Here is an 18,329-nt window from a genome sequence, read left to right as displayed (position 1 = left end):
TTTAGGAGAAGCTGTAATGCCAGAGAGCAATACAAAAAGAACGCTAGGTATTCTAGCTATCGCTGGTGTTGAACCTTACCAGGAAAAAGCAGGTGAAGAGTACATGGGCCCAGCCCAAATTGAACACTTTACGAAGATTCTAGAAGCTTGGCGTAATCAACTTAGGGAAGAAGTTGAACGCACAGTAAATCATATGAAAGACGAAGCTGCGAATTTCCCAGATCCTGTGGATCGCGCTGCTCAAGAAGAAGAATTTAGTTTAGAACTGCGTAACCGTGACCGTGAACGCCGTCTAATTAAAAAAATTGAAAAAACACTTAACAAGATTGAAGAAGAAGATTTCGGATTCTGTGATTCTTGTGGTGTTGAAATCGGTATTCGTCGCTTAGAAGCGCGTCCAACCGCAGACCTTTGTATTGACTGTAAAACACTTGCAGAAATCAAAGAAAAGCAAATGGCTGGCTAATACCAATCAATATAATAAAAAGGGAGCGCTGGCTCCCTTTTTTACGTTTATACAGTGAATGTCTATGACTACTCAATACATAGGTCGCTTTGCTCCATCCCCATCAGGTCCACTGCATTTTGGTTCCCTTGTTGCAGCCTTAGGGAGCTACTTACAAGCGAAATCACAGCAAGGAAAATGGCTGATTCGCATTGAGGATCTAGACCCACCGCGTGAGATACCTGGTGCCTCCTCTTTGATCATTCAGACCTTAGAAGATTACGGTTTTGAATGGGATGATGGAATCGTTTATCAAAGTCAACGCCACACTATGTATCAATCTCAAATTAACCAATGGATTGATAACGGTGATGCGTATTTTTGCCAATGCACTCGAAAACAAATAAAAGAAGCTGGCGGATTTTATTTAGGCCACTGTAGATATAAACACCTTTCAGAAAACAACGCATCTGTACGCTTAGTAATGCAGCATCCTGTTGAGTCATTTTATGATATAAAGCACGGGGTGATTCAAATACCGGCACAATTGGCTCAAGAAGATTTTATTATCAAACGCAGAGATGGATTATTTGCCTATAATCTTGCGGTGGTCTTAGATGATATTGACCAAGGTGTGACTGAAGTAGTTCGTGGCGCTGATTTAATAGAGCCCACAGGACGCCAAATTTCGCTTTATCGCCAATTAGGAGTAAAAGAAGTTAGCTACCTTCACTTACCCCTTGCCGTTGATGAGCTAGGAAACAAATTATCAAAACAAAACTATGCTCCTGCAATTGATAACACAAATCCAATTCCAACCTTACTTGAAGCGTTGTGTTTTTTAGGGTTTGTCTTACCAAAGGACATAGAAACCGCCACATTGAATGAAATTTTTCAATGGGCAATCAAAAATTGGCAACTAAAACAGCTCCCAACTGGGCTCGAGATCACTACCCCATTCTCAAAACCCACAATTTAAGCTATGATGTGCGCCTATTTTTGACTGCTCACTTGAATATCGAGGTTATTATCTTTAATCAAGTTGCCCGTTTTTGTCGTAATTTACTCAAAAACAACAGTGATATTTGCTCTACAGAGGATTTGAAACTGAACGTTATCACACGCCAAGAACACAATATTTCACGTAAAGATCTTAGTGATAATGCACTAAAAGTTCTTTACCGCTTAAGTAATGCGGGATACGACGCTTATCTCGTAGGCGGAGGAGTGCGCGACATTCTTCTAGGCCAAGAGCCTAAAGACTTTGATATCGCCACTAACGCAACGCCAGAGCAGATCAAAAAGCTATTTCGCAATTGTCGCTTAATTGGCCGTCGATTCCGTCTTGCTCATATTCTATTTGGTAGAGATGTCATCGAAGTGGCAACCTTCCGTGGTCACCACAAAGAAGAAGAGTCCGAGAAGAAAAACATCTCAGCTCAGTCCAAAGAAGGCATGCTGCTGCGTGATAATGTATATGGCACAGTAGAAGAAGATGCTCAGCGTCGTGACTTCACCATTAATGCCATGTATTACAATATTGCCGATTATTCGATTCATGATTACGCCAATGGTATTGAAGATTTAAATAATAATCTGGTACGTTTAATTGGTGACCCTGAAACTCGTTATCGTGAAGACCCTGTTCGTATGCTTCGAGCTGTGCGTTTTGCTGCTAAGTTAGACATGACTATTTGTGATAAAACGGTAGAGCCAATTGTAGAGTTATCTCCACTTTTAAGAGATATCCCTGCTGCTCGACTGTTTGAAGAGTCATTAAAACTGCTGCAAGCCGGTAAAGGATTAAATACTTACTATTTATTACGTAAATTGAATTTATTTCAACAATTGTTTCCAGCGCTGACGCCTTTCTTAACAGAAGAAGGGAATGGCCCAACTGAGCAAATGATTGAATTAGTTCTGCACTCAACAGACAAACGTATTAATAGCGGTAAGCGTGTAAACCCGGCCTTTATGTTTGCAGCAATGCTTTGGTACCCTCTCACGGCTAAAGCACAAGAAATTCAGGATGAAAATCCAAAGTATGATCACTACGAATCCATTATGGAAGCGGCGAATATCATGCTTGATATTCAAGTTAAAAGTACTGCAATCCCTCGTCGATTAACAGCTACTATCCGTGATATTTGGCAACTTCAGCTTCGCTTGCCTCGTCGAAATGGCAAGCGTGCGTTCGTGCTTATCGAACAGCAAAAATTCCGTGCCGCTTATGATTTCCTTGAAATGCGCGGAAAAGTAGAAGGTGGCGAAATAAAAACACTTTCGGATTGGTGGACAGAATTCCAAGATGCACCTGCACCGCACCGTAATAATATGGTCCAGAACCTTCATGGCGGCCGCGCTACGGGGACTCGTAAGCGTCGTAGCCCATATCGTAAGAAAAAACGTGCGAATAACGATTCATGATCAAAGTAATTATTGCAATTGGGAGTAATCTTGGAGATCCCGTAGCTCAAGCTAAAGTGGCAATCAATGCCTTGCATCAGCTTCCGGACTCCAAAGTAACAGCCGTATCCTCGCTTTACAGCAGTTCACCAATGGGCCCTCAAGATCAACCAAATTACATTAATGCGGTTGTTGAGATTGAAACCAACCTTGCTCCAATGAAATTATTGGAACTCACTCAAAAGATTGAGCTTGAGCAAGGCCGTGTGCGTAAAGAAGAGCGCTGGGGACCAAGAACTTTAGATCTTGATATTATTTTATTTGGCGATCAAACGATCGACAATGAGCGATTAACTGTGCCTCACTATGGCATGAAAGAACGTGAATTTGTTCTTTATCCGCTCGCTGAACTTTATAATGATTTAACTTTACCTGATGGCACAACCCTCTCTCAGTTATTAAACACTGTAGATAGAAATGGTTTGTCCATTTGGGAAGATTAATCGCTTCTAGTAAGGATGTTTTATGAAAAAAATCTCTATTCATGACTTAATGAAGTGGAAGCAAGAAGGCAAAAAATTTGCCACTGTTACAGCATATGATGCTAGCTTCGCACAACTATTTGAACAGCAAGAAGTCCCTGTTCTATTAGTCGGTGATTCATTAGGTATGGTTTTACAAGGCAAGAGTGATACTTTGCCTGTAACAACTGAAGAGATCGCTTACCATACTCGTTGTGTACGCGCTGGTAGTCCAAACAGTTTATTAATGGCTGACATGCCATTCATGAGCTACGCTACCCCTGAGCAAGCGTGTGAAAATGCAGGCAAGCTAATGCAAGCGGGCGCTAACATGGTGAAGATTGAAGGTGACGCTTGGATCGCTGAAACCATTCGTATCCTTGCTGAACGCGCAGTACCAGTTTGTGCACACCTTGGTTTAACTCCTCAATCGGTTAATATTTTTGGTGGGTTCCGCATTCAAGGCCGTGATGAAGCAAAAGCTGAAAAAATGGTAAAAGATGCACTAACACTTGAAGCCGCTGGCGCTCAAATTATTCTACTAGAATGTGTTCCAGCTTCTCTTGCTGAACGCATTACAAAAGCATGTACTGTTCCTGTTATTGGTATTGGTGCAGGTAATGTTACGGATGGTCAAATCCTAGTAATGCACGACATGTTCGGTATTTCTGCTAACTATATGCCTAAATTCTCTAAAAACTTTTTAGCGGAAACCGGTGATATGCGTAAAGCGGTCACTAAGTATATTCAAGATGTTGAGCAAGGTGTCTTCCCTGCCGCTGAACATACATTTAATTAAGGAAACGTAATGGACATTTTTTCTGAAATTTTACCATTACGCGAGCAGCTCAAAGCTTGGAAACGCGAAGGCAAGCGTATCGCTTTCGTTCCAACAATGGGAAACCTGCACGAAGGTCATTTAACACTGATCCGCACTGCTCGCGAGCATGCTGATATTGTTGTTGCTAGTATTTTTGTTAACCCGATGCAATTTAACAATACTGATGATCTAACAAATTATCCAAGAACATTAGATGAAGACGTAGAAAAACTCACATCTGAAAAGGTTGATCTTGTCTTTACTCCAACGCCAGAGATCATGTACCCAGAAGGGTTAGATAAACAAACGACTGTTGATGTCCCGGTTATATCTACCATTTTGGAAGGCGCTTCTCGCCCTGGTCACTTTAGAGGCGTATCAACGGTTGTTAATAAGCTATTCAACATTGTTCAGCCTGATGTTGCTTGTTTTGGTGAGAAAGATTTCCAACAACTTGCGCTTATTCGTCAAATGGTCATTGATATGGCCTTAGATATCGAGATTGTTGGTGTTGCAACTGTACGTGAAGCTGATAGCTTAGCAATGAGCTCTCGCAATAACCTGCTGACATTAAATGAGCGTCAGCGAGCGCCTGTTTTAGCTCGCACTATGCGTTGGATAAGCAGCCAAATGCGTGGTGGTCGTAATGATTATCTATCTCTAATTGAAGACGCTAGTGATCAACTACGTGCAGCAGATTTGCAGCCTGATGAAATCTTCATTCGTGATGCAAGAACGCTGCAAGAACCAACAGAAGAAACTACTCAAGCTGTTATCCTTATGGCGGCCTTCCTTGGCCAAGTCCGCTTGATTGATAACTTAGTGGTTGAACTTCATATTGCAGCAAGCGAAGAAGACACTGAAGAAGAAGAATAATTAATAGTATTAGTATGATTAACGACTAAACAAAAGGGCAGATGATCGCTGATCATCTGCCCTTTTTTATTGTCCTGTCCTGACACTAATATTAGCTTCTAAGACCAGTACCTTTAGAGATTAAGTGCAGAGCCACGGCATAAAGCACCACAATAAATGCCGTTAATACCGCAAATGCAGTACCAACACCGACATCAGATACACCTAAAAAACCATAACGAAATGCATTTACCATATAAACAATCGGGTTTAATTTAGAAACCCCTTGCCAGAATTCAGGCAACAAACTAATCGAGTAAAAGACCCCACCTAAATACGTTAATGGCGTTAAAATAAACGTCGGAATAATACTGATATCATCAAAGGTTCTAGCAAAAACCGCATTAATCAATCCACCTAAAGAGAATACGATAGATGTCATTAATACTGTCAGTATAATCACACCAAAATGCGCAATTTGAATATCAACAAAAAACAGAGACACGCAAGTCACTAACGCACCAACCAATAAACCTCGAACAACACCACCACCAACAAAACCAGCGATAATAATGTAATTAGGTACAGGAGCGACAAGTAACTCCTCTATGTTTTTTTGGAACTTCGCACTAAAGAACGAAGAAGCCACATTCGAGTAAGAGTTAGTGATAACAGACATCATTATCAAGCCTGGAACAATATATTCCATATAACTAAAGCCACTCATTTCACCAATACGTGAACCAATCAAATTACCAAAAATGATAAAATATAACGTCATGGTAATGGCTGGTGGAACCAGTGTTTGCACCCAAATTCGAGTGAATCTATTTATCTCTTTAGATATAAGGCTTTTGAATGCTGTCCAATATAAGTTCATCATTATTTAGCTTCCCCTGAACGAACAATACTGACAAATAACTCTTCTAATCGATTCGCTTTATTTCGCATAGAAAGTACATTTACCCCTTGATGGTTTAATTGCTCAAAAAGGTAATTAAGCCCTTGTGATTTATCTATTTCAACCTCAATAGAACCCTCTTTACTGCTTGTGATTTTAGCGCCTTCCAACTGAGGCGTAGGGCTATTTTCTGCCAAATCTAAGATAAAAGTTTCAACCTGAAGTTTATTTAATAATCGTTTCATCGATGTATTTTCTATGACTTCACCTTTATTAATAATCCCGATATTTCGACATAACATTTCAGCTTCTTCAAGATAATGTGTAGTAAGAATAATCGTCACGCCTTGCTCATTAATTTGCTTTAAGAACTCCCACATTGAGCGACGTAGTTCAATATCAACACCAGCTGTAGGTTCATCAAGGATCAATAACTTAGGTTCATGCATTAAGGCTCTAGCGATCATCAAACGACGCTTCATACCACCAGATAAATTACGTGCGCGATCATTTCTCTTTTCCCACAGATCTAACTGAGTTAGGTATTTTTGTGCTCTCTCTTTTGCTAATGAACGAGAAACACCATAGTAGCCAGCTTGTTGTATCACTATCTGCTGCACGGTTTCAAATGGGTTAAAATTAAACTCTTGGGGAACTAAACCGATTTGCTGTTTAGCCTGAACAAGATGAGTATCAATATCATAACCAAAGACTTTTACTTGACCTGAGGTTTTATTAACAAGTGAACTAATTACCCCAATGGTTGTTGATTTACCGGCCCCATTAGGTCCCAATAGTGCGTAAAAATCACCTTGCTCTACGGTTAAATCTACGCCTTTAAGCGCTTCAAAACCACCAACATATGTTTTTCGTAATTGTTCTATCTCTAATGCATACATATCTTTATTCATCACCTAGATTAAGCATCTATCATTCAAGTTAGCTTATCGTTGAATGACGATGAATGCAAATTTGAAAACAACGAGATAATAAAAAGCCGCAGAGCTATTCACTCTGCGGCTTGATTAAACATTACTAAATTAAGAACTTAGATCTCGTCAGGTGAAACGTATCTAATCGCTGACTTAAGTGCCTCATAACGAAATTTAAACGTATTTTCATCAGGAACTAAATCTGTCACGTGAAACTTATCTAATTGCTCTCTGGTTTTCTCATTGGGACACAATAAATACACTTTGCAATTTGCATCTAACGCATCATTAATCGCATTCTCTAACGCCAAACCAACTGTCACATCTATCATCGGAACATCGGTTAAATCTAAAATCATCACTTCATAATCAGAAATACTGGAGTGTTGACGTGCAATCGCTTTCGATACACTGAAAATCATTGGCCCTGATAAATAAAAGAACAATACTTTTCCATTCGCTTTATCCAATAAACGTCTTTCGCTATCAGTGAGAGGGACATCATCTTCATCGGCATCACTAATTGCTTTTACTTGACGAGCTTGCTCACGGCTTAAGCGTTCAATGATAATAATATTAGAAATAAAAACACCAAGACCAACGGCGACAATTAAATCGACAAATACCGTCAGTAGCATGACACCGTACATAATGGCCATGCCGGCAAAACTGACTTTATGTGCTCTTTGGATAAAGCTCCAATCCAGAATATTAAAGCCAACATAAACAGCAATACCCGCAAGAACGGCCATTGGGATAGGTTCTGTTAACCCACCCGCAACCAATACCACTAAAGCAAGCACCGCAGCCCTAAATACACCGGATAATGGTGAGCGAGCACCCACTTGAATATTAGTAACCGTCCCCATTGTTGCACCAGCTCCAGGCAGTGCACCAAATAAACCAGAGATCATATTGGCTAAGCCTTGGCCTCGTAGCTCTTTATCTGAGTCATGCTCTTTACGTGTTAATGAATCACCAATAACCGCAGTTAATAGCGTATCAATACACCCTAGTGTACCTAGCACTAAAGCATCAATGACCATGGTCATAAACATATCACTGTTAATGGTAGGAATGACAATGGAAGGCAAACCTGCAGGGATCTCGCCGATACGACGAATAGAATCTGTATCAAAAATAATGACTGAAATAAGTGTAACAGCAACTAGAGCAACCAATTGAGCAGGGATATATTTACGATACTGCTGAGGAAAAAGAAACAAAACACCAAGCGTCAATACGCCAAGAAAGAGTTCTTTAATATCTAAATGCGCCAATGTATCAGGTAAAGCTTTCAGCGTTCCTATAACACCACCTGCTGGTGCTGCATGACCAAGCAAAGGGGAAAGCTGTAAGATAATAAGAATAACGCCTATGCCTGACATAAAGCCTGAAATAACACTGTATGGCATTAAAGTTATGTATTTACCCAACTTTAAAGTCCCAAGGAGGATCTGAAATGCACCAGCCATCATCACAACGGTAAACGTCATTGCAATACCAGTCTCAGGGTATTTAGCTACCATGCTCGTTAAGACCGCGGTCATAATTACCGTCATTGGTCCCGTAGGTTCAGAGATTAATGTAGAAGAACCACCAAATAGAGAAGCAAAAAGCCCCACCATGATAGCCCCCCAAAGCCCTGCTTCAGCGCCTGCTCCTGAAGCAACACCAAAGGCTAATGCCAAAGGCAGTGATATGATGGCTGTCGTTACCCCACCAAATAAATCACCTTTAAAGTTTACACTCTCAAATCGTTGCCCAAACACCGTTAGCTCCCTGTTTATAAACTCGTATCGCCATTAATTTAACAAAAGTTATCCATCTCTCATAACTATTAATTAGAACTAATGACTTCAGCTTATGTCCTATCTATCTAATTAATGCTTCAGCCGCTTCTTTTAACGTATCTACTCGTCAGATGAGTACTTTTTATGCAAGTTTTTAGCAGATTGAAATTGTAACATTGTGTATAGTAAATAGACCTGTTGACGTTTTTAACAGAAAGAAGTGTAAGGAACCCCCTTGCTTCTTATGTATTTAAGGGATGAGAGATTTAAAATGCCAGAAATTAAAGAGCTTTTTGAAAATAATTCTAAATGGGCAAAATCAATTAAAGCGGGACGCCCTGAATACTTTACTCAGCTTGAGGAAGGACAGAACCCTGGTTTTTTATGGATTGGTTGCTCTGACAGTCGAGTTCCTGCTGAACGTTTAACTGGACTTCATTCAGGCGAACTATTTGTTCACCGTAATGTAGCCAACCAAGTAATTCATACTGATTTAAATTGCCTATCTGTTTTGCAATATGCCGTCGATGTTTTAAAGATTAAACACATCATTGTTTGTGGGCATTATGGATGTGGTGGTGTGAATGCAGCCATTGATAACCCCCCACTAGGCCTTATTAATAACTGGCTACTTCATATTAGAGATCTTTATCTAAAACACAGAACTGTATTTGGCAGTTTACCTCGTGAGAAATGGGGAGATAAATTGTGTGAGATAAATGTCGCAGAACAAGTTTATAACGTTGGTAATTCAACCGTAATGCAAACCGCTTGGGAACGAGGACAAGACGTTCAAGTTCACGGCGTTGTTTATGGTATGGGAGATGGCGTTTTGAATGATCTGGGTGTAAAAGGCCACAGTCGAGAGTCATTAGAAATATCCTACCAAGCAGCCATGTCTGTTATAACACAGACTAGTGGTGAAAAATAAAAGGGCAACAACTCCCCTTTTATTACATTAGACAATAGCCAGAGAAAACATCACCTTAATTTCTCTGGCTTTATTTTACGTTGCTATTCTCAAACGCACGAGTCGACGAAGATGGCGGATTTGGCGTTCAGTCTTGATTGCCGGAACCTCAAGATCACTGATTGTTCGACCATCAATGTGCAAACCAATATCTTTAAGTAAATATTCATTTCCCCATGGGATCTCATACTGAACTTTACGAACTTTTCGTTTCCATTCACGCTCTTCTCGAGCAAGATCGGCTTTAATTAATAAAGTAGCTAAATGTAGATATAGTGAATGACGCATAATATTTCTCCAATAGTAAGCTGAGAATATAGTGCGACTGGCATCATAAGGTAGGTAGTTACCTTCTTAGATAAGATAGCCGCAATATTCGCAGCCAAAGAAGGTTACGAATTAATTAATCGTTTTGATCGTTAACGGGTGTAAACGACATAGTGGTGGCGCAACACATTTTGTATGAATGAATAACTGTCATGTTGACCTCCTAAAACGTAAAATTAATTCTATAAATGGGTAAGTTGTAAATTAGATTTACGGTTAAATTGTAACCAACAGCAATTAATAATCAAGCACAAATTAGCAACATAATTAAAACAAAATGAATGCACTATTAGTTTACTGGTAACTATATATTCATTCTAAACATTGTTTATTTTGCCCTGTTTGACCATACTTTCCGCTATATTATATAAAATACAGATATATCAATAAAAAAGCCGAAGAAACAAATGTATCTTCGGCTTAATTTAAATAATACCAATACGACAATAATGAAGTGTATTATTCTTGTGGTACAACTTTACCAATATAAGGTAAGTTACGGTATTTTTGAGCGTAATCAATACCTACACCAACAACAAATTCATCTGGGATTGAAAAACCAATCCAATCTACTTTTACTTCAACTTCACGGCGAGAAGGTTTATCAAGCAACGTACAAATAGTGATTGAGTTAGGCTCACGAATAGACAATATCTCGCATACCTTACTTAACGTATTACCTGTATCAATAATATCTTCAACGAGCAGAATATCTTTGCCTTTAATGTCATCATCAAGATCTTTTAGGATGCGTACATCACGTGTACTCTCCATGCTATTGCCATAGCTTGATGCTGTCATAAAGTCCACCGTCATTGGCGTATCAATCGCTCGTGCTAAGTCAGCCATGAAAACAAATGAACCACGTAACAAACCTATCATCACCAATCCTTCTGACTCTTTATAATGTTCAGATATTTGTTGGCCTAGTTCTTTAACACGTTGAGTAACCTCTTTTTCAGAGATCATCACTTCTACTGTATGTTTCATACTATCTCACTTAATTCGTTGAACTTACCTAAGGCAAGATTTAGACCTATACAGTTTACAATAAAACGGCAGTTGACGTAGATCCAATTACAAAAGTTTTTTATACCTCTTAATATTAACCTTGCCACTTTATAAAACAAACTCTATAAAAATAGATTTATACGGTAAACATCTGCAACTTAAAAAAATAATCTTTAACTTCGTCATATTTTTAATTGATACGCTGAATAATTGTTGAATATATAATCAGCCTTATGTACAGTTATTGAGAATAATAATAATAAACCCTATATAAAATAATAATTTGTTGGCAAGGATATATAAAAATGGATACGATCCAAAAAAGGCCTAGAACAAGGCTATCCCCAGAAAAACGTAAAGAACAACTACTAGATATAGCTATCGAGGTATTTTCACAACGTGGTATTGGCCGTGGCGGCCATGCTGATGTTGCTGAAATCGCACAAGTATCTGTCGCTACCGTTTTCAACTATTTCCCAACAAGAGAAGATCTTGTTGATGATGTATTGAATAAAGTAGAAGAACAATTCCATCAATTCGTACAAAACTCAATTTCTCTTGAACTTGATGTACCAACTAATCTTCATACCCTCTTAATGAACATTATTGATACCGTTCAATCTGGTGAAAAGTGGATCAAAGTCTGGTTTGAATGGAGTACGTCTACTCGCGAAGAAGTATGGCCTTTATTCTTAAGCACTCATGTGAATAATCAGAAGATTATTCGTACAATGTTTGAAGAAGGTATTGAGCGTAACGAAGTGTGTAACGATCATACGCCTGAAAACCTAGCTAAAATGCTGCATGGCATTTGCTACTCTGTTTTCATTCAAGCGAACCGCAGTTCTTCAATTGAAGAGCTTGAAGATACGGCTAGCTGTTTCTTAAATATGCTGTGTATTTATAAATAATACTCAGGATTCAGGATTCAGGATTCAGGATTCAGGATTCAGGATTCAGGATTCAGGATTCAGGATTCAGGATTCAGGATTCAGGATTCAGGAAGTGATAATAAAAAACCGCTAATTTCTTAGCGGTTTTTTTATACTTTAACAAAGAATTATTTTTTCTTTTTAACTGCTTTTTTGTTTGGAAGGTCAGTGATTGAACCTTCAAATACTTCCGCAGCTAGACCAACAGACTCATGTAGAGTTGGGTGAGCGTGGATAGTAAGAGCGATATCTTCTGCATCACAACCCATTTCAATTGCAAGGCCGATTTCACCAAGTAGTTCACCACCGTTTGTACCAACGATAGCACCACCAATAACACGGTGAGTTTCTTTATCAAAGATAAGCTTAGTCATACCATCAGCACAATCAGATGCGATTGCACGGCCTGATGCAGCCCATGGGAAAGTAGCAACTTCAAAGTTCAAACCTTCTTCTTTTGCTTCTTTCTCTGTTTTACCAACCCAAGCAACTTCTGGCTCAGTGTAAGCAATTGAAGGAATTACTTTAGGGTCGAAGTAGTGCTTCTTACCAGAAATAACTTCAGCTGCTACGTGACCTTCATGCACACCTTTGTGAGCAAGCATTGGTTGGCCAACAACATCACCGATTGCATGAATGTGAGCAACATTGGTACGCATTTGCTTATCAACATTGATGAAACCACGCTCATCAACTTCAATACCTGCTTTTTCAGCATCGATAAGTTTACCATTTGGTACACGACCGATAGCAACAAGAACCGCATCGTAACGCTCAGCTTCTGAAGGTGCTTTTTTACCTTCCATTGAAACGTAGATACCGTCTTCTTTTGCTTCAACAGCCGTTACTTTAGTCTCAAGCATTAGCTTGAACTTATCTTTAATACGTTTTGTGTACACTTTAACGATGTCTTTATCCGCCGCTGGGATAACTTGATCAAACATCTCAACCACTTCAACTTTAGAACCTAAAGAGTGGTAAACCGTACCCATTTCAAGACCGATGATACCACCGCCCATGATTAGTAATTTCTCTGGTACTTCTTTTAGTTCTAGCGCATCAGTTGAATCCCAAATGCGTGGGTCTTCATGCGGGATGAACGGAAGTTTAATCGGACGAGAACCAGCAGCAATGATAGCGTTATCAAACGTAACTGTTGTGTTTTCTTCGCCTTCAACTTCAATCGTATTAGGGCCAGTAAACTTACCAAAACCGTTAATAACTTTAACGTCACGCATTTTAGCCATGCCGCCAAGACCGCCAGTTAACTGAGTAACTACTTTATCTTTCCAGATACGGATCTTATTAATGTCTGTTTGTGGAGCACCAAAAACAACGCCGTGATCTGCCATTGCTTTTGCTTCTTCGATAACTTTAGATACGTGAAGAAGTGCTTTTGATGGGATACAACCCACGTTTAAACATACACCACCAAGCGTGTTATAACGCTCGATTAATACTGTTTCTAGACCTAAATCCGCGCAACGGAAAGCAGCAGAGTAACCAGCAGGACCTGAACCAAGTACAACTACTTGGGCTTTAACTTGTTTGCTCATTTTGACCTCGTTATAGTCATTTCCCTAACAGGCTGACAAATTGTTCTATTATTGTTTTCAGACTGTGTCTATTTTACATAGATGTTAACAGTGTGAAAGCAAGATTAAGTTAGCCTGTGAGCTAGACAACAATTCACGTTTGTATGTTCAAAGATAGGAACATTTACATCACCGCAAATTGCTTTAATAAATTCAAATTAAGAGATTAATCCCTTAATTTATTAAGCAATAAGGTGGCTTATTAGCCACCTTATTGTTTGTTTCAATAACCGCTAATTACAGTACTAGGCGACGAATGTCAGATAATGCACTGTTTAAGAACGTAATGAAACGAGCACCTTCTGCGCCATCAATAACACGGTGGTCATAAGACAGAGACAGTGGAAGCTGTAGGCGTGGAGCGAACTCTTTGCCATTCCATACAGGTTTAATCTCAGACTTAGATACCCCTAGGATACCTACTTCTGGTGCATTTACGATTGGTGTAAATGCTGTACCACCGATACCACCAAGGCTTGAAATTGTGAAACAACCACCCTGCATATCAGACGCCGTTAGCTTACCAGCACGTGCTTTCTTCGAAATAGCCATAAGCTCTTCAGATAGCTCGTAAATGCCTTTTTTGTTCACGTCTTTAAATACAGGAACAACAAGGCCGTTTGGTGTATCAACCGCGATACCTACGTTTACGTACTTCTTCAGAATGATGCTTTCGCCATCTTCAGATAAAGAAGAGTTGAACGATGGGAACGCTTCAAGTGCTTTCGCAACCGCTTTCATGATAAACACAAGTGGTGTGATCTTCATGCCCGTGTCGTTTTTCGCTTCGATTGCATTCTGCTCTTTACGGAATGCTTCTAGCTCAGTGATGTCTGCGTTATCCCACTGTGTAACGTGAGGGATCATCACCCAGTTACGGTGTAGGTTTGCACCTGAGATCTTCTTGATCTTAGAAAGCTTCTGAACTTCAGTTTCACCAAACTTACTGAAATCAACTTTTGGCCAAGGAAGTAAACCAAGAGCTGAACCGTCGCCACCTTTACCTGATGCCGCAGCGCCAGACTCAAGGCGTTTAAGCGCATCTTTCACGAAACCTTGAACGTCTTCTTTAAGGATACGGTTTTTACGGCCAGTACCTTTAACTTTCGCTAGGTTTACACCAAATTCACGAGCAAGACGACGTACAACTGGAGACGCGTGAGCGTAATCGTTGTTCGCTTCAAATTCACCTGTTGATGCAGGAGCAGAAGCCGCTACTACTGGTGCCGCTGCAGGAGCAGACTGTGCAACTGGAGCTGCTGCCGCTTGAGGAGCCGCTGGTGCTGCACCTTCAACAACAAATGTCATAATTAGAGAGCCAGTCGATACTTTATCGCCAGCCGCAATCTTAATCTCTTTAATAGTACCAGCGAACGGAGCAGGAACTTCCATTGATGCTTTGTCGCCTTCAACAGTAATTAGAGATTGCTCTTCTTCTACTGTATCACCAACTGCAACCATGATTTCAGTTACTTCAACTTCATCACCGCCGATATCAGGCACGTTTACTTCTTTCTCAGCAGAGACTGCTGGAGCCGCTGCAACTGGTGCTGCTGCCGCTTGAGGAGCTGCTGCTGGAGCAGAACCTGCAACTTCAAAAATCATCACTAGAGAACCAGTAGATACTGAATCACCTGATGCAATTTTGATTTCTTTTACTGTCCCAGCAAATGGTGCAGGAACTTCCATCGATGCTTTGTCGCCTTCAACAGTTAAAAGAGATTGCTCTTCTTCTACTGTATCGCCAACAGCAACCATGATTTCAGTTACTTCAACTTCATCACCGCCGATATCTGGAACGTGAACTTCTTTAAGCTCAGCAGCAGAAGCAGCTACAGGGGCAGCTTCAACTACTGGAGCTGCAGGTGCAGCAGCACCCTCAGCTTCAAATATCATAATTAGAGAACCAGTTGTTACTGAATCGCCTTCAGAAATTTTAATTTCTTTAACGATACCCGCTTGAGACGCAGGAACTTCCATTGAAGCTTTATCGCCTTCAACAGTGATCAGTGACTGCTCTTCTTCAACTCGGTCACCGACCTTAACTAGAATCTCAGTTACTTCAACCTCATCTGCACCGATGTCTGGTACATTAATTTCGATTGTCATTGTTTGTTTCCTTAATTAATGGAAGTCTTATGCGTATTGCGGGTTAGTTTTTTCTGTGTCGATATTGAATTTAGCAATTGCTTCTGTAACAACTGATTTCTCAATATCACCACGTTTCACTAATTCAGTTAGAGCAGCAACAACTACGTAGCCTGCGTTAACTTCGAAGTGACGACGTAGGTTCTCACGGCTGTCTGAACGACCAAAACCATCAGTACCAAGTACTTTGTAAGATTCAGTTGGCATAAATGCACGTACTTGTTCAGCGTAGTTCTTCATGTAGTCAGTCGCAGCGATTGCTGGTTCGTTACCAAGAACGGTTGTGATGTACGGTACTTTCGCTTCTGCTTCTGGGTGTAGCATGTTGTAACGCTCTGCATCTTGACCGTCACGAGTTAGTTCGTTGAACGATGTTACAGAGAAGATATCAGACGCTACGCCATAGTCTTCACTTAGGATTTGTGCCGCTTTACGTACTTCGTTCATGATAGTACCAGAGCTCATTAACTGAACTTTAGCTTTAGCACCAACGTGAGATTCAAGCTTGTAGATACCTTTACGGATGCCTTCTTCAGCGCCTTCTGGCATTGCTGGCATTGCGTAGTTTTCATTCATTACTGTTAGGTAGTAGTAAATGTTTTCTTGGTTCTCACCATACATACGACGGATACCGTCTTGCATGATCACCGCTAGCTCGTAAGCAAACGTTGGGTCATAAGAAATACAGTTAGGAACTGTGTTTGCCATGATGTGTGAGTGACCATCTTCGTGTTGTAGACCTTCACCGTTTAGCGTTGTACGACCAGCAGTTGCACCTAATAGGAAACCACGTGCTTGTTGGTCACCCGCTAACCATGCCATGTCACCAATACGTTGGAAACCGAACATTGAGTAGTAGATGTAGAATGGGATCATTGGAAGATCGTTGGTGCTGTATGATGTTGCAGCAGCAACCCAAGATGCCATTGAACCTAATTCGTTGATACCTTCTTGAAGAACTTGCCCTGATGTTGCTTCTTTGTAGTAAGAAACAATGCCTTTATCTTCAGGAGTGTATGCTTGACCGTGTGGATTGTAGATACCAATCTGACGGAACAGACCTTCCATACCGAATGTACGTGCTTCATCACAAATGATAGGAACAATGTTTTTACCGATGTTCTTATCTTTAAGTAAGATGTTTAACGTACGAACGTAAGCCATCGTTGTAGAAATGTCACGCTTTTGCTCACCTAGTAGAGGAGCAAATTCTTCAAGCTCAGGAACTTTAAATTCTTGAGTAAACTTAGGTAGGCGCTTAGGCGTGTAACCTTGTAGCGCTTTACGACGAGCGTGTAGGTATTCGTATTCAGCAGAACCTTCTTCCAGTGTCAAGTAAGGCAGTTCAGCTACTTTCTCGTCAGAAAGAATATCTTGTAGACCTAGACGATCACGTAGGTATTGTACGTGAGTCATGTCCATCTTCTTAACACCGTGAGCGATATTTTTACCTTCCGCAGCATCACCCATGCCGTAACCTTTAACGGTTTTAGCTAGGATTACTGTTGGCTTACCACCTGTTTCTTTTGCATTGCTGAATGCAGCAAACAGTTTAGAAGAGTCGTGGCCACCACGTTTCAGTTCAAAGATTTGCTCATCCGTCATGTCCGCAACTAATGCAGCTGTTTCTGGATACTTGCCAAAGAAATTTTCACGCACGTATGCGCCATCTTTAGATTTAAATGTTTGGTAATCACCATCGATAGTTTCATTCATAAGCTGAAGAAGCTTACCAGTTGTATCTTTAGCTAATAGAGCATCCCAATTGTTACCCCAGATAACTTTAACTACGTTCCAACCTGCACCTTTGAATAGACCTTCAAGTTCTTGAATGATCTTACCATTACCCATTACTGGGCCGTCTAGACGCTGTAGGTTACAGTTGATTAGGAAACATAGGTTGTCCAGTTTCTCACGCGCAGCGAAAGAAATCGCACCACGAGATTCTGGCTCATCCATCTCACCGTCACCTAGGAAAGCATATACACGTTGAGCTGAAGTGTCTTTAAGACCACGACCATCAAGGTACTTAAGGAAACGCGCTTGATAGATAGCAGAAATTGGACCAAGACCCATAGATACAGTCGGGAACTGCCAGAATTCAGGCATTAGTTTAGGGTGTGGGTATGAAGGAATACCTTTACCATCTACTTCTTGACGGAAGTTATCCAGTTGCTCTTCAGTTAAGCGACCTTCAACGAATGCACGAGAGTAGATACCTGGAGAGATATGACCTTGGTAATAAACTAAATCACCACCATCTTTCTCGTTAGGAGCACGGAAGAAGTGGTTGAAACATACTTCGTAGAATGCAGCAGCAGATTGGTAAGATGCCATGTGGCCACCTAGATCCAAATCTTTCTTAGAAGCACGTAGAACGATCATGATAGCGTTCCAACGAATAATTGAACGGATACGACGCTCAAGAGTAACATCACCTGGGTACGCAGGTTCTTGCGTTGCAGGGATGGTATTGATGTAGTTAGTATTGATACCTGTAGCCATATCAACACCATCTAAACGAGCTTTATCAAGAACTTGCTCTAATAGATACTGGGCGCGTTCAACACCCTCTTCACGTACAACTGACTCAAGTGCTTCTAACCAATCTTGAGTTTCTAGTGCATCAACGTCATGCTTCATGTCAGACATGCGAGCTATCCTTTTATTTGT

16 protein-coding genes are annotated in these 18,329 nt (G+C 40.5%); 8 read left to right on the top strand and 8 right to left on the bottom strand.

Going from position 1 to position 18,329, the window contains the following annotated elements; genetic code table 11:
- Window positions 1–16: 16 nt before the first annotated feature.
- The 6 genes from dksA (at window position 17) to panC (ending at window position 5,068) form a co-directional block, all read left to right on the top strand.
- On the top strand, window positions 17–466 hold the full coding sequence (gene dksA / locus PVK71_RS05470) for an RNA polymerase-binding protein DksA (protein ID WP_274419473.1): 450 nt from the start codon (window positions 17–19) through the stop codon (window positions 464–466).
- A 64-nt stretch (window positions 467–530) separates the two neighbouring features.
- On the top strand, window positions 531–1,424 hold the full coding sequence (gluQRS, locus tag PVK71_RS05465) for a tRNA glutamyl-Q(34) synthetase GluQRS (protein WP_274419472.1): 894 nt from the start codon (window positions 531–533) through the stop codon (window positions 1,422–1,424).
- Window positions 1,425–1,528: 104 nt separating this feature from the next.
- A complete protein-coding gene (gene pcnB / locus PVK71_RS05460) occupies window positions 1,529–2,872 on the top strand; it encodes a polynucleotide adenylyltransferase PcnB (RefSeq protein ID WP_274419487.1) in 1,344 nt (447 codons plus the stop codon).
- Window positions 2,869–3,354, top strand: coding sequence for a 2-amino-4-hydroxy-6-hydroxymethyldihydropteridine diphosphokinase (folK, locus tag PVK71_RS05455; RefSeq protein ID WP_274419471.1), 486 nt, complete (start codon window positions 2,869–2,871; stop codon window positions 3,352–3,354). Before pcnB ends, folK begins: the two co-directional genes overlap by 4 nt.
- A gap of 22 nt (window positions 3,355–3,376) precedes the next feature.
- Window positions 3,377–4,171 (top strand): 3-methyl-2-oxobutanoate hydroxymethyltransferase, encoded by a 795-nt coding sequence (panB, locus tag PVK71_RS05450; RefSeq protein ID WP_274419470.1) that lies wholly within the window; start codon window positions 3,377–3,379, stop codon window positions 4,169–4,171.
- Window positions 4,172–4,180: 9 nt separating this feature from the next.
- Window positions 4,181–5,068, top strand: coding sequence for a pantoate--beta-alanine ligase (gene panC / locus PVK71_RS05445; RefSeq protein WP_274419469.1), 888 nt, complete (start codon window positions 4,181–4,183; stop codon window positions 5,066–5,068).
- Between the two features lie 91 nt (window positions 5,069–5,159).
- On the opposite strand, the gene PVK71_RS05440 is transcribed toward panC, so the two are convergent.
- From PVK71_RS05440 to PVK71_RS05430, 3 genes are all read right to left on the bottom strand, one after another.
- Entirely contained in the window at window positions 5,160–5,930 is a 771-nt protein-coding gene (locus PVK71_RS05440; RefSeq protein ID WP_274419468.1) for an ABC transporter permease, read from the bottom strand.
- The gene (locus PVK71_RS05435) at window positions 5,930–6,847 is read right to left on the bottom strand and encodes an ABC transporter ATP-binding protein (protein WP_274419486.1); all 918 of its coding nucleotides are present in this window, start codon (window positions 6,845–6,847) and stop codon (window positions 5,930–5,932) included. The genes PVK71_RS05440 and PVK71_RS05435 overlap by 1 nt, the downstream gene beginning before the upstream one ends.
- 149 nt (window positions 6,848–6,996) lie before the next feature.
- Window positions 6,997–8,652 carry a SulP family inorganic anion transporter gene (locus PVK71_RS05430; RefSeq protein WP_274419467.1) on the bottom strand — a complete coding sequence of 552 codons (1,656 nt, stop codon included), beginning with the start codon at window positions 8,650–8,652 and terminating at the stop codon, window positions 6,997–6,999.
- 292 nt (window positions 8,653–8,944) lie between these two features.
- Here PVK71_RS05430 and can point away from each other — a divergent pair, with 292 nt between their 5' ends.
- The gene (gene can / locus PVK71_RS05425) at window positions 8,945–9,604 is read left to right on the top strand and encodes a carbonate dehydratase (RefSeq protein WP_165366823.1); all 660 of its coding nucleotides are present in this window, start codon (window positions 8,945–8,947) and stop codon (window positions 9,602–9,604) included.
- Window positions 9,605–9,679: 75 nt separating this feature from the next.
- On the opposite strand, the gene PVK71_RS05420 is transcribed toward can, so the two are convergent.
- Both PVK71_RS05420 and hpt read right to left on the bottom strand, forming a co-directional pair.
- Entirely contained in the window at window positions 9,680–9,931 is a 252-nt protein-coding gene (locus PVK71_RS05420) for a DUF1127 domain-containing protein (protein WP_274419466.1), read from the bottom strand.
- Window positions 9,932–10,429: 498 nt separating this feature from the next.
- Window positions 10,430–10,960: a hypoxanthine phosphoribosyltransferase gene (hpt, locus tag PVK71_RS05415; protein WP_274419465.1), complete on the bottom strand. Its 531-nt coding sequence runs from the start codon at window positions 10,958–10,960 to the stop codon at window positions 10,430–10,432.
- Window positions 10,961–11,286: 326 nt separating this feature from the next.
- Here hpt and PVK71_RS05410 point away from each other — a divergent pair, with 326 nt between their 5' ends.
- Window positions 11,287–11,892 (top strand): TetR/AcrR family transcriptional regulator, encoded by a 606-nt coding sequence (locus PVK71_RS05410; RefSeq protein WP_274419464.1) that lies wholly within the window; start codon window positions 11,287–11,289, stop codon window positions 11,890–11,892.
- Window positions 11,893–12,041: 149 nt separating this feature from the next.
- Here PVK71_RS05410 and lpdA read toward each other — a convergent pair whose 3' ends face one another.
- The 3 genes from lpdA to aceE form a co-directional block, all read right to left on the bottom strand.
- Window positions 12,042–13,469 carry a dihydrolipoyl dehydrogenase gene (gene lpdA / locus PVK71_RS05405; RefSeq protein WP_130043990.1) on the bottom strand — a complete coding sequence of 476 codons (1,428 nt, stop codon included), beginning with the start codon at window positions 13,467–13,469 and terminating at the stop codon, window positions 12,042–12,044.
- A gap of 276 nt (window positions 13,470–13,745) precedes the next feature.
- Window positions 13,746–15,617, bottom strand: coding sequence for a pyruvate dehydrogenase complex dihydrolipoyllysine-residue acetyltransferase (gene aceF, locus PVK71_RS05400; protein ID WP_274419463.1), 1,872 nt, complete (start codon window positions 15,615–15,617; stop codon window positions 13,746–13,748).
- Between the two features lie 27 nt (window positions 15,618–15,644).
- Entirely contained in the window at window positions 15,645–18,308 is a 2,664-nt protein-coding gene (gene aceE / locus PVK71_RS05395) for a pyruvate dehydrogenase (acetyl-transferring), homodimeric type (protein ID WP_274419462.1), read from the bottom strand.
- Window positions 18,309–18,329: the final 21 nt, after the last annotated feature.

The organism is Aliivibrio sp. S4MY1 (assembly GCF_028765545.1).
Lineage (GTDB): Bacteria > Pseudomonadota > Gammaproteobacteria > Enterobacterales > Vibrionaceae > Aliivibrio.
Note: the sequence above shows the minus strand (reverse complement) of the source record. Positions and strands in the feature narration are given on the sequence as shown.

Coding starts and splice junctions, on each gene's coding strand:
- hpt (WP_274419465.1), bottom strand. CDS start 10,960: ATGAAACATACAGTAGAAGTGATGATCTCTGAAAAAGAGGTTACTCAA.
- panB (WP_274419470.1), top strand. CDS start 3,377: ATGAAAAAAATCTCTATTCATGACTTAATGAAGTGGAAGCAAGAAGGC.
- aceE (WP_274419462.1), bottom strand. CDS start 18,308: ATGTCTGACATGAAGCATGACGTTGATGCACTAGAAACTCAAGATTGG.
- can (WP_165366823.1), top strand. CDS start 8,945: ATGCCAGAAATTAAAGAGCTTTTTGAAAATAATTCTAAATGGGCAAAA.
- folK (WP_274419471.1), top strand. CDS start 2,869: ATGATCAAAGTAATTATTGCAATTGGGAGTAATCTTGGAGATCCCGTA.
- PVK71_RS05410 (WP_274419464.1), top strand. CDS start 11,287: ATGGATACGATCCAAAAAAGGCCTAGAACAAGGCTATCCCCAGAAAAA.
- PVK71_RS05435 (WP_274419486.1), bottom strand. CDS start 6,847: ATGTATGCATTAGAGATAGAACAATTACGAAAAACATATGTTGGTGGT.
- panC (WP_274419469.1), top strand. CDS start 4,181: ATGGACATTTTTTCTGAAATTTTACCATTACGCGAGCAGCTCAAAGCT.
- dksA (WP_274419473.1), top strand. CDS start 17: ATGCCAGAGAGCAATACAAAAAGAACGCTAGGTATTCTAGCTATCGCT.
- aceF (WP_274419463.1), bottom strand. CDS start 15,617: ATGACAATCGAAATTAATGTACCAGACATCGGTGCAGATGAGGTTGAA.
- gluQRS (WP_274419472.1), top strand. CDS start 531: ATGACTACTCAATACATAGGTCGCTTTGCTCCATCCCCATCAGGTCCA.
- PVK71_RS05440 (WP_274419468.1), bottom strand. CDS start 5,930: ATGATGAACTTATATTGGACAGCATTCAAAAGCCTTATATCTAAAGAG.
- lpdA (WP_130043990.1), bottom strand. CDS start 13,469: ATGAGCAAACAAGTTAAAGCCCAAGTAGTTGTACTTGGTTCAGGTCCT.
- PVK71_RS05420 (WP_274419466.1), bottom strand. CDS start 9,931: ATGCGTCATTCACTATATCTACATTTAGCTACTTTATTAATTAAAGCC.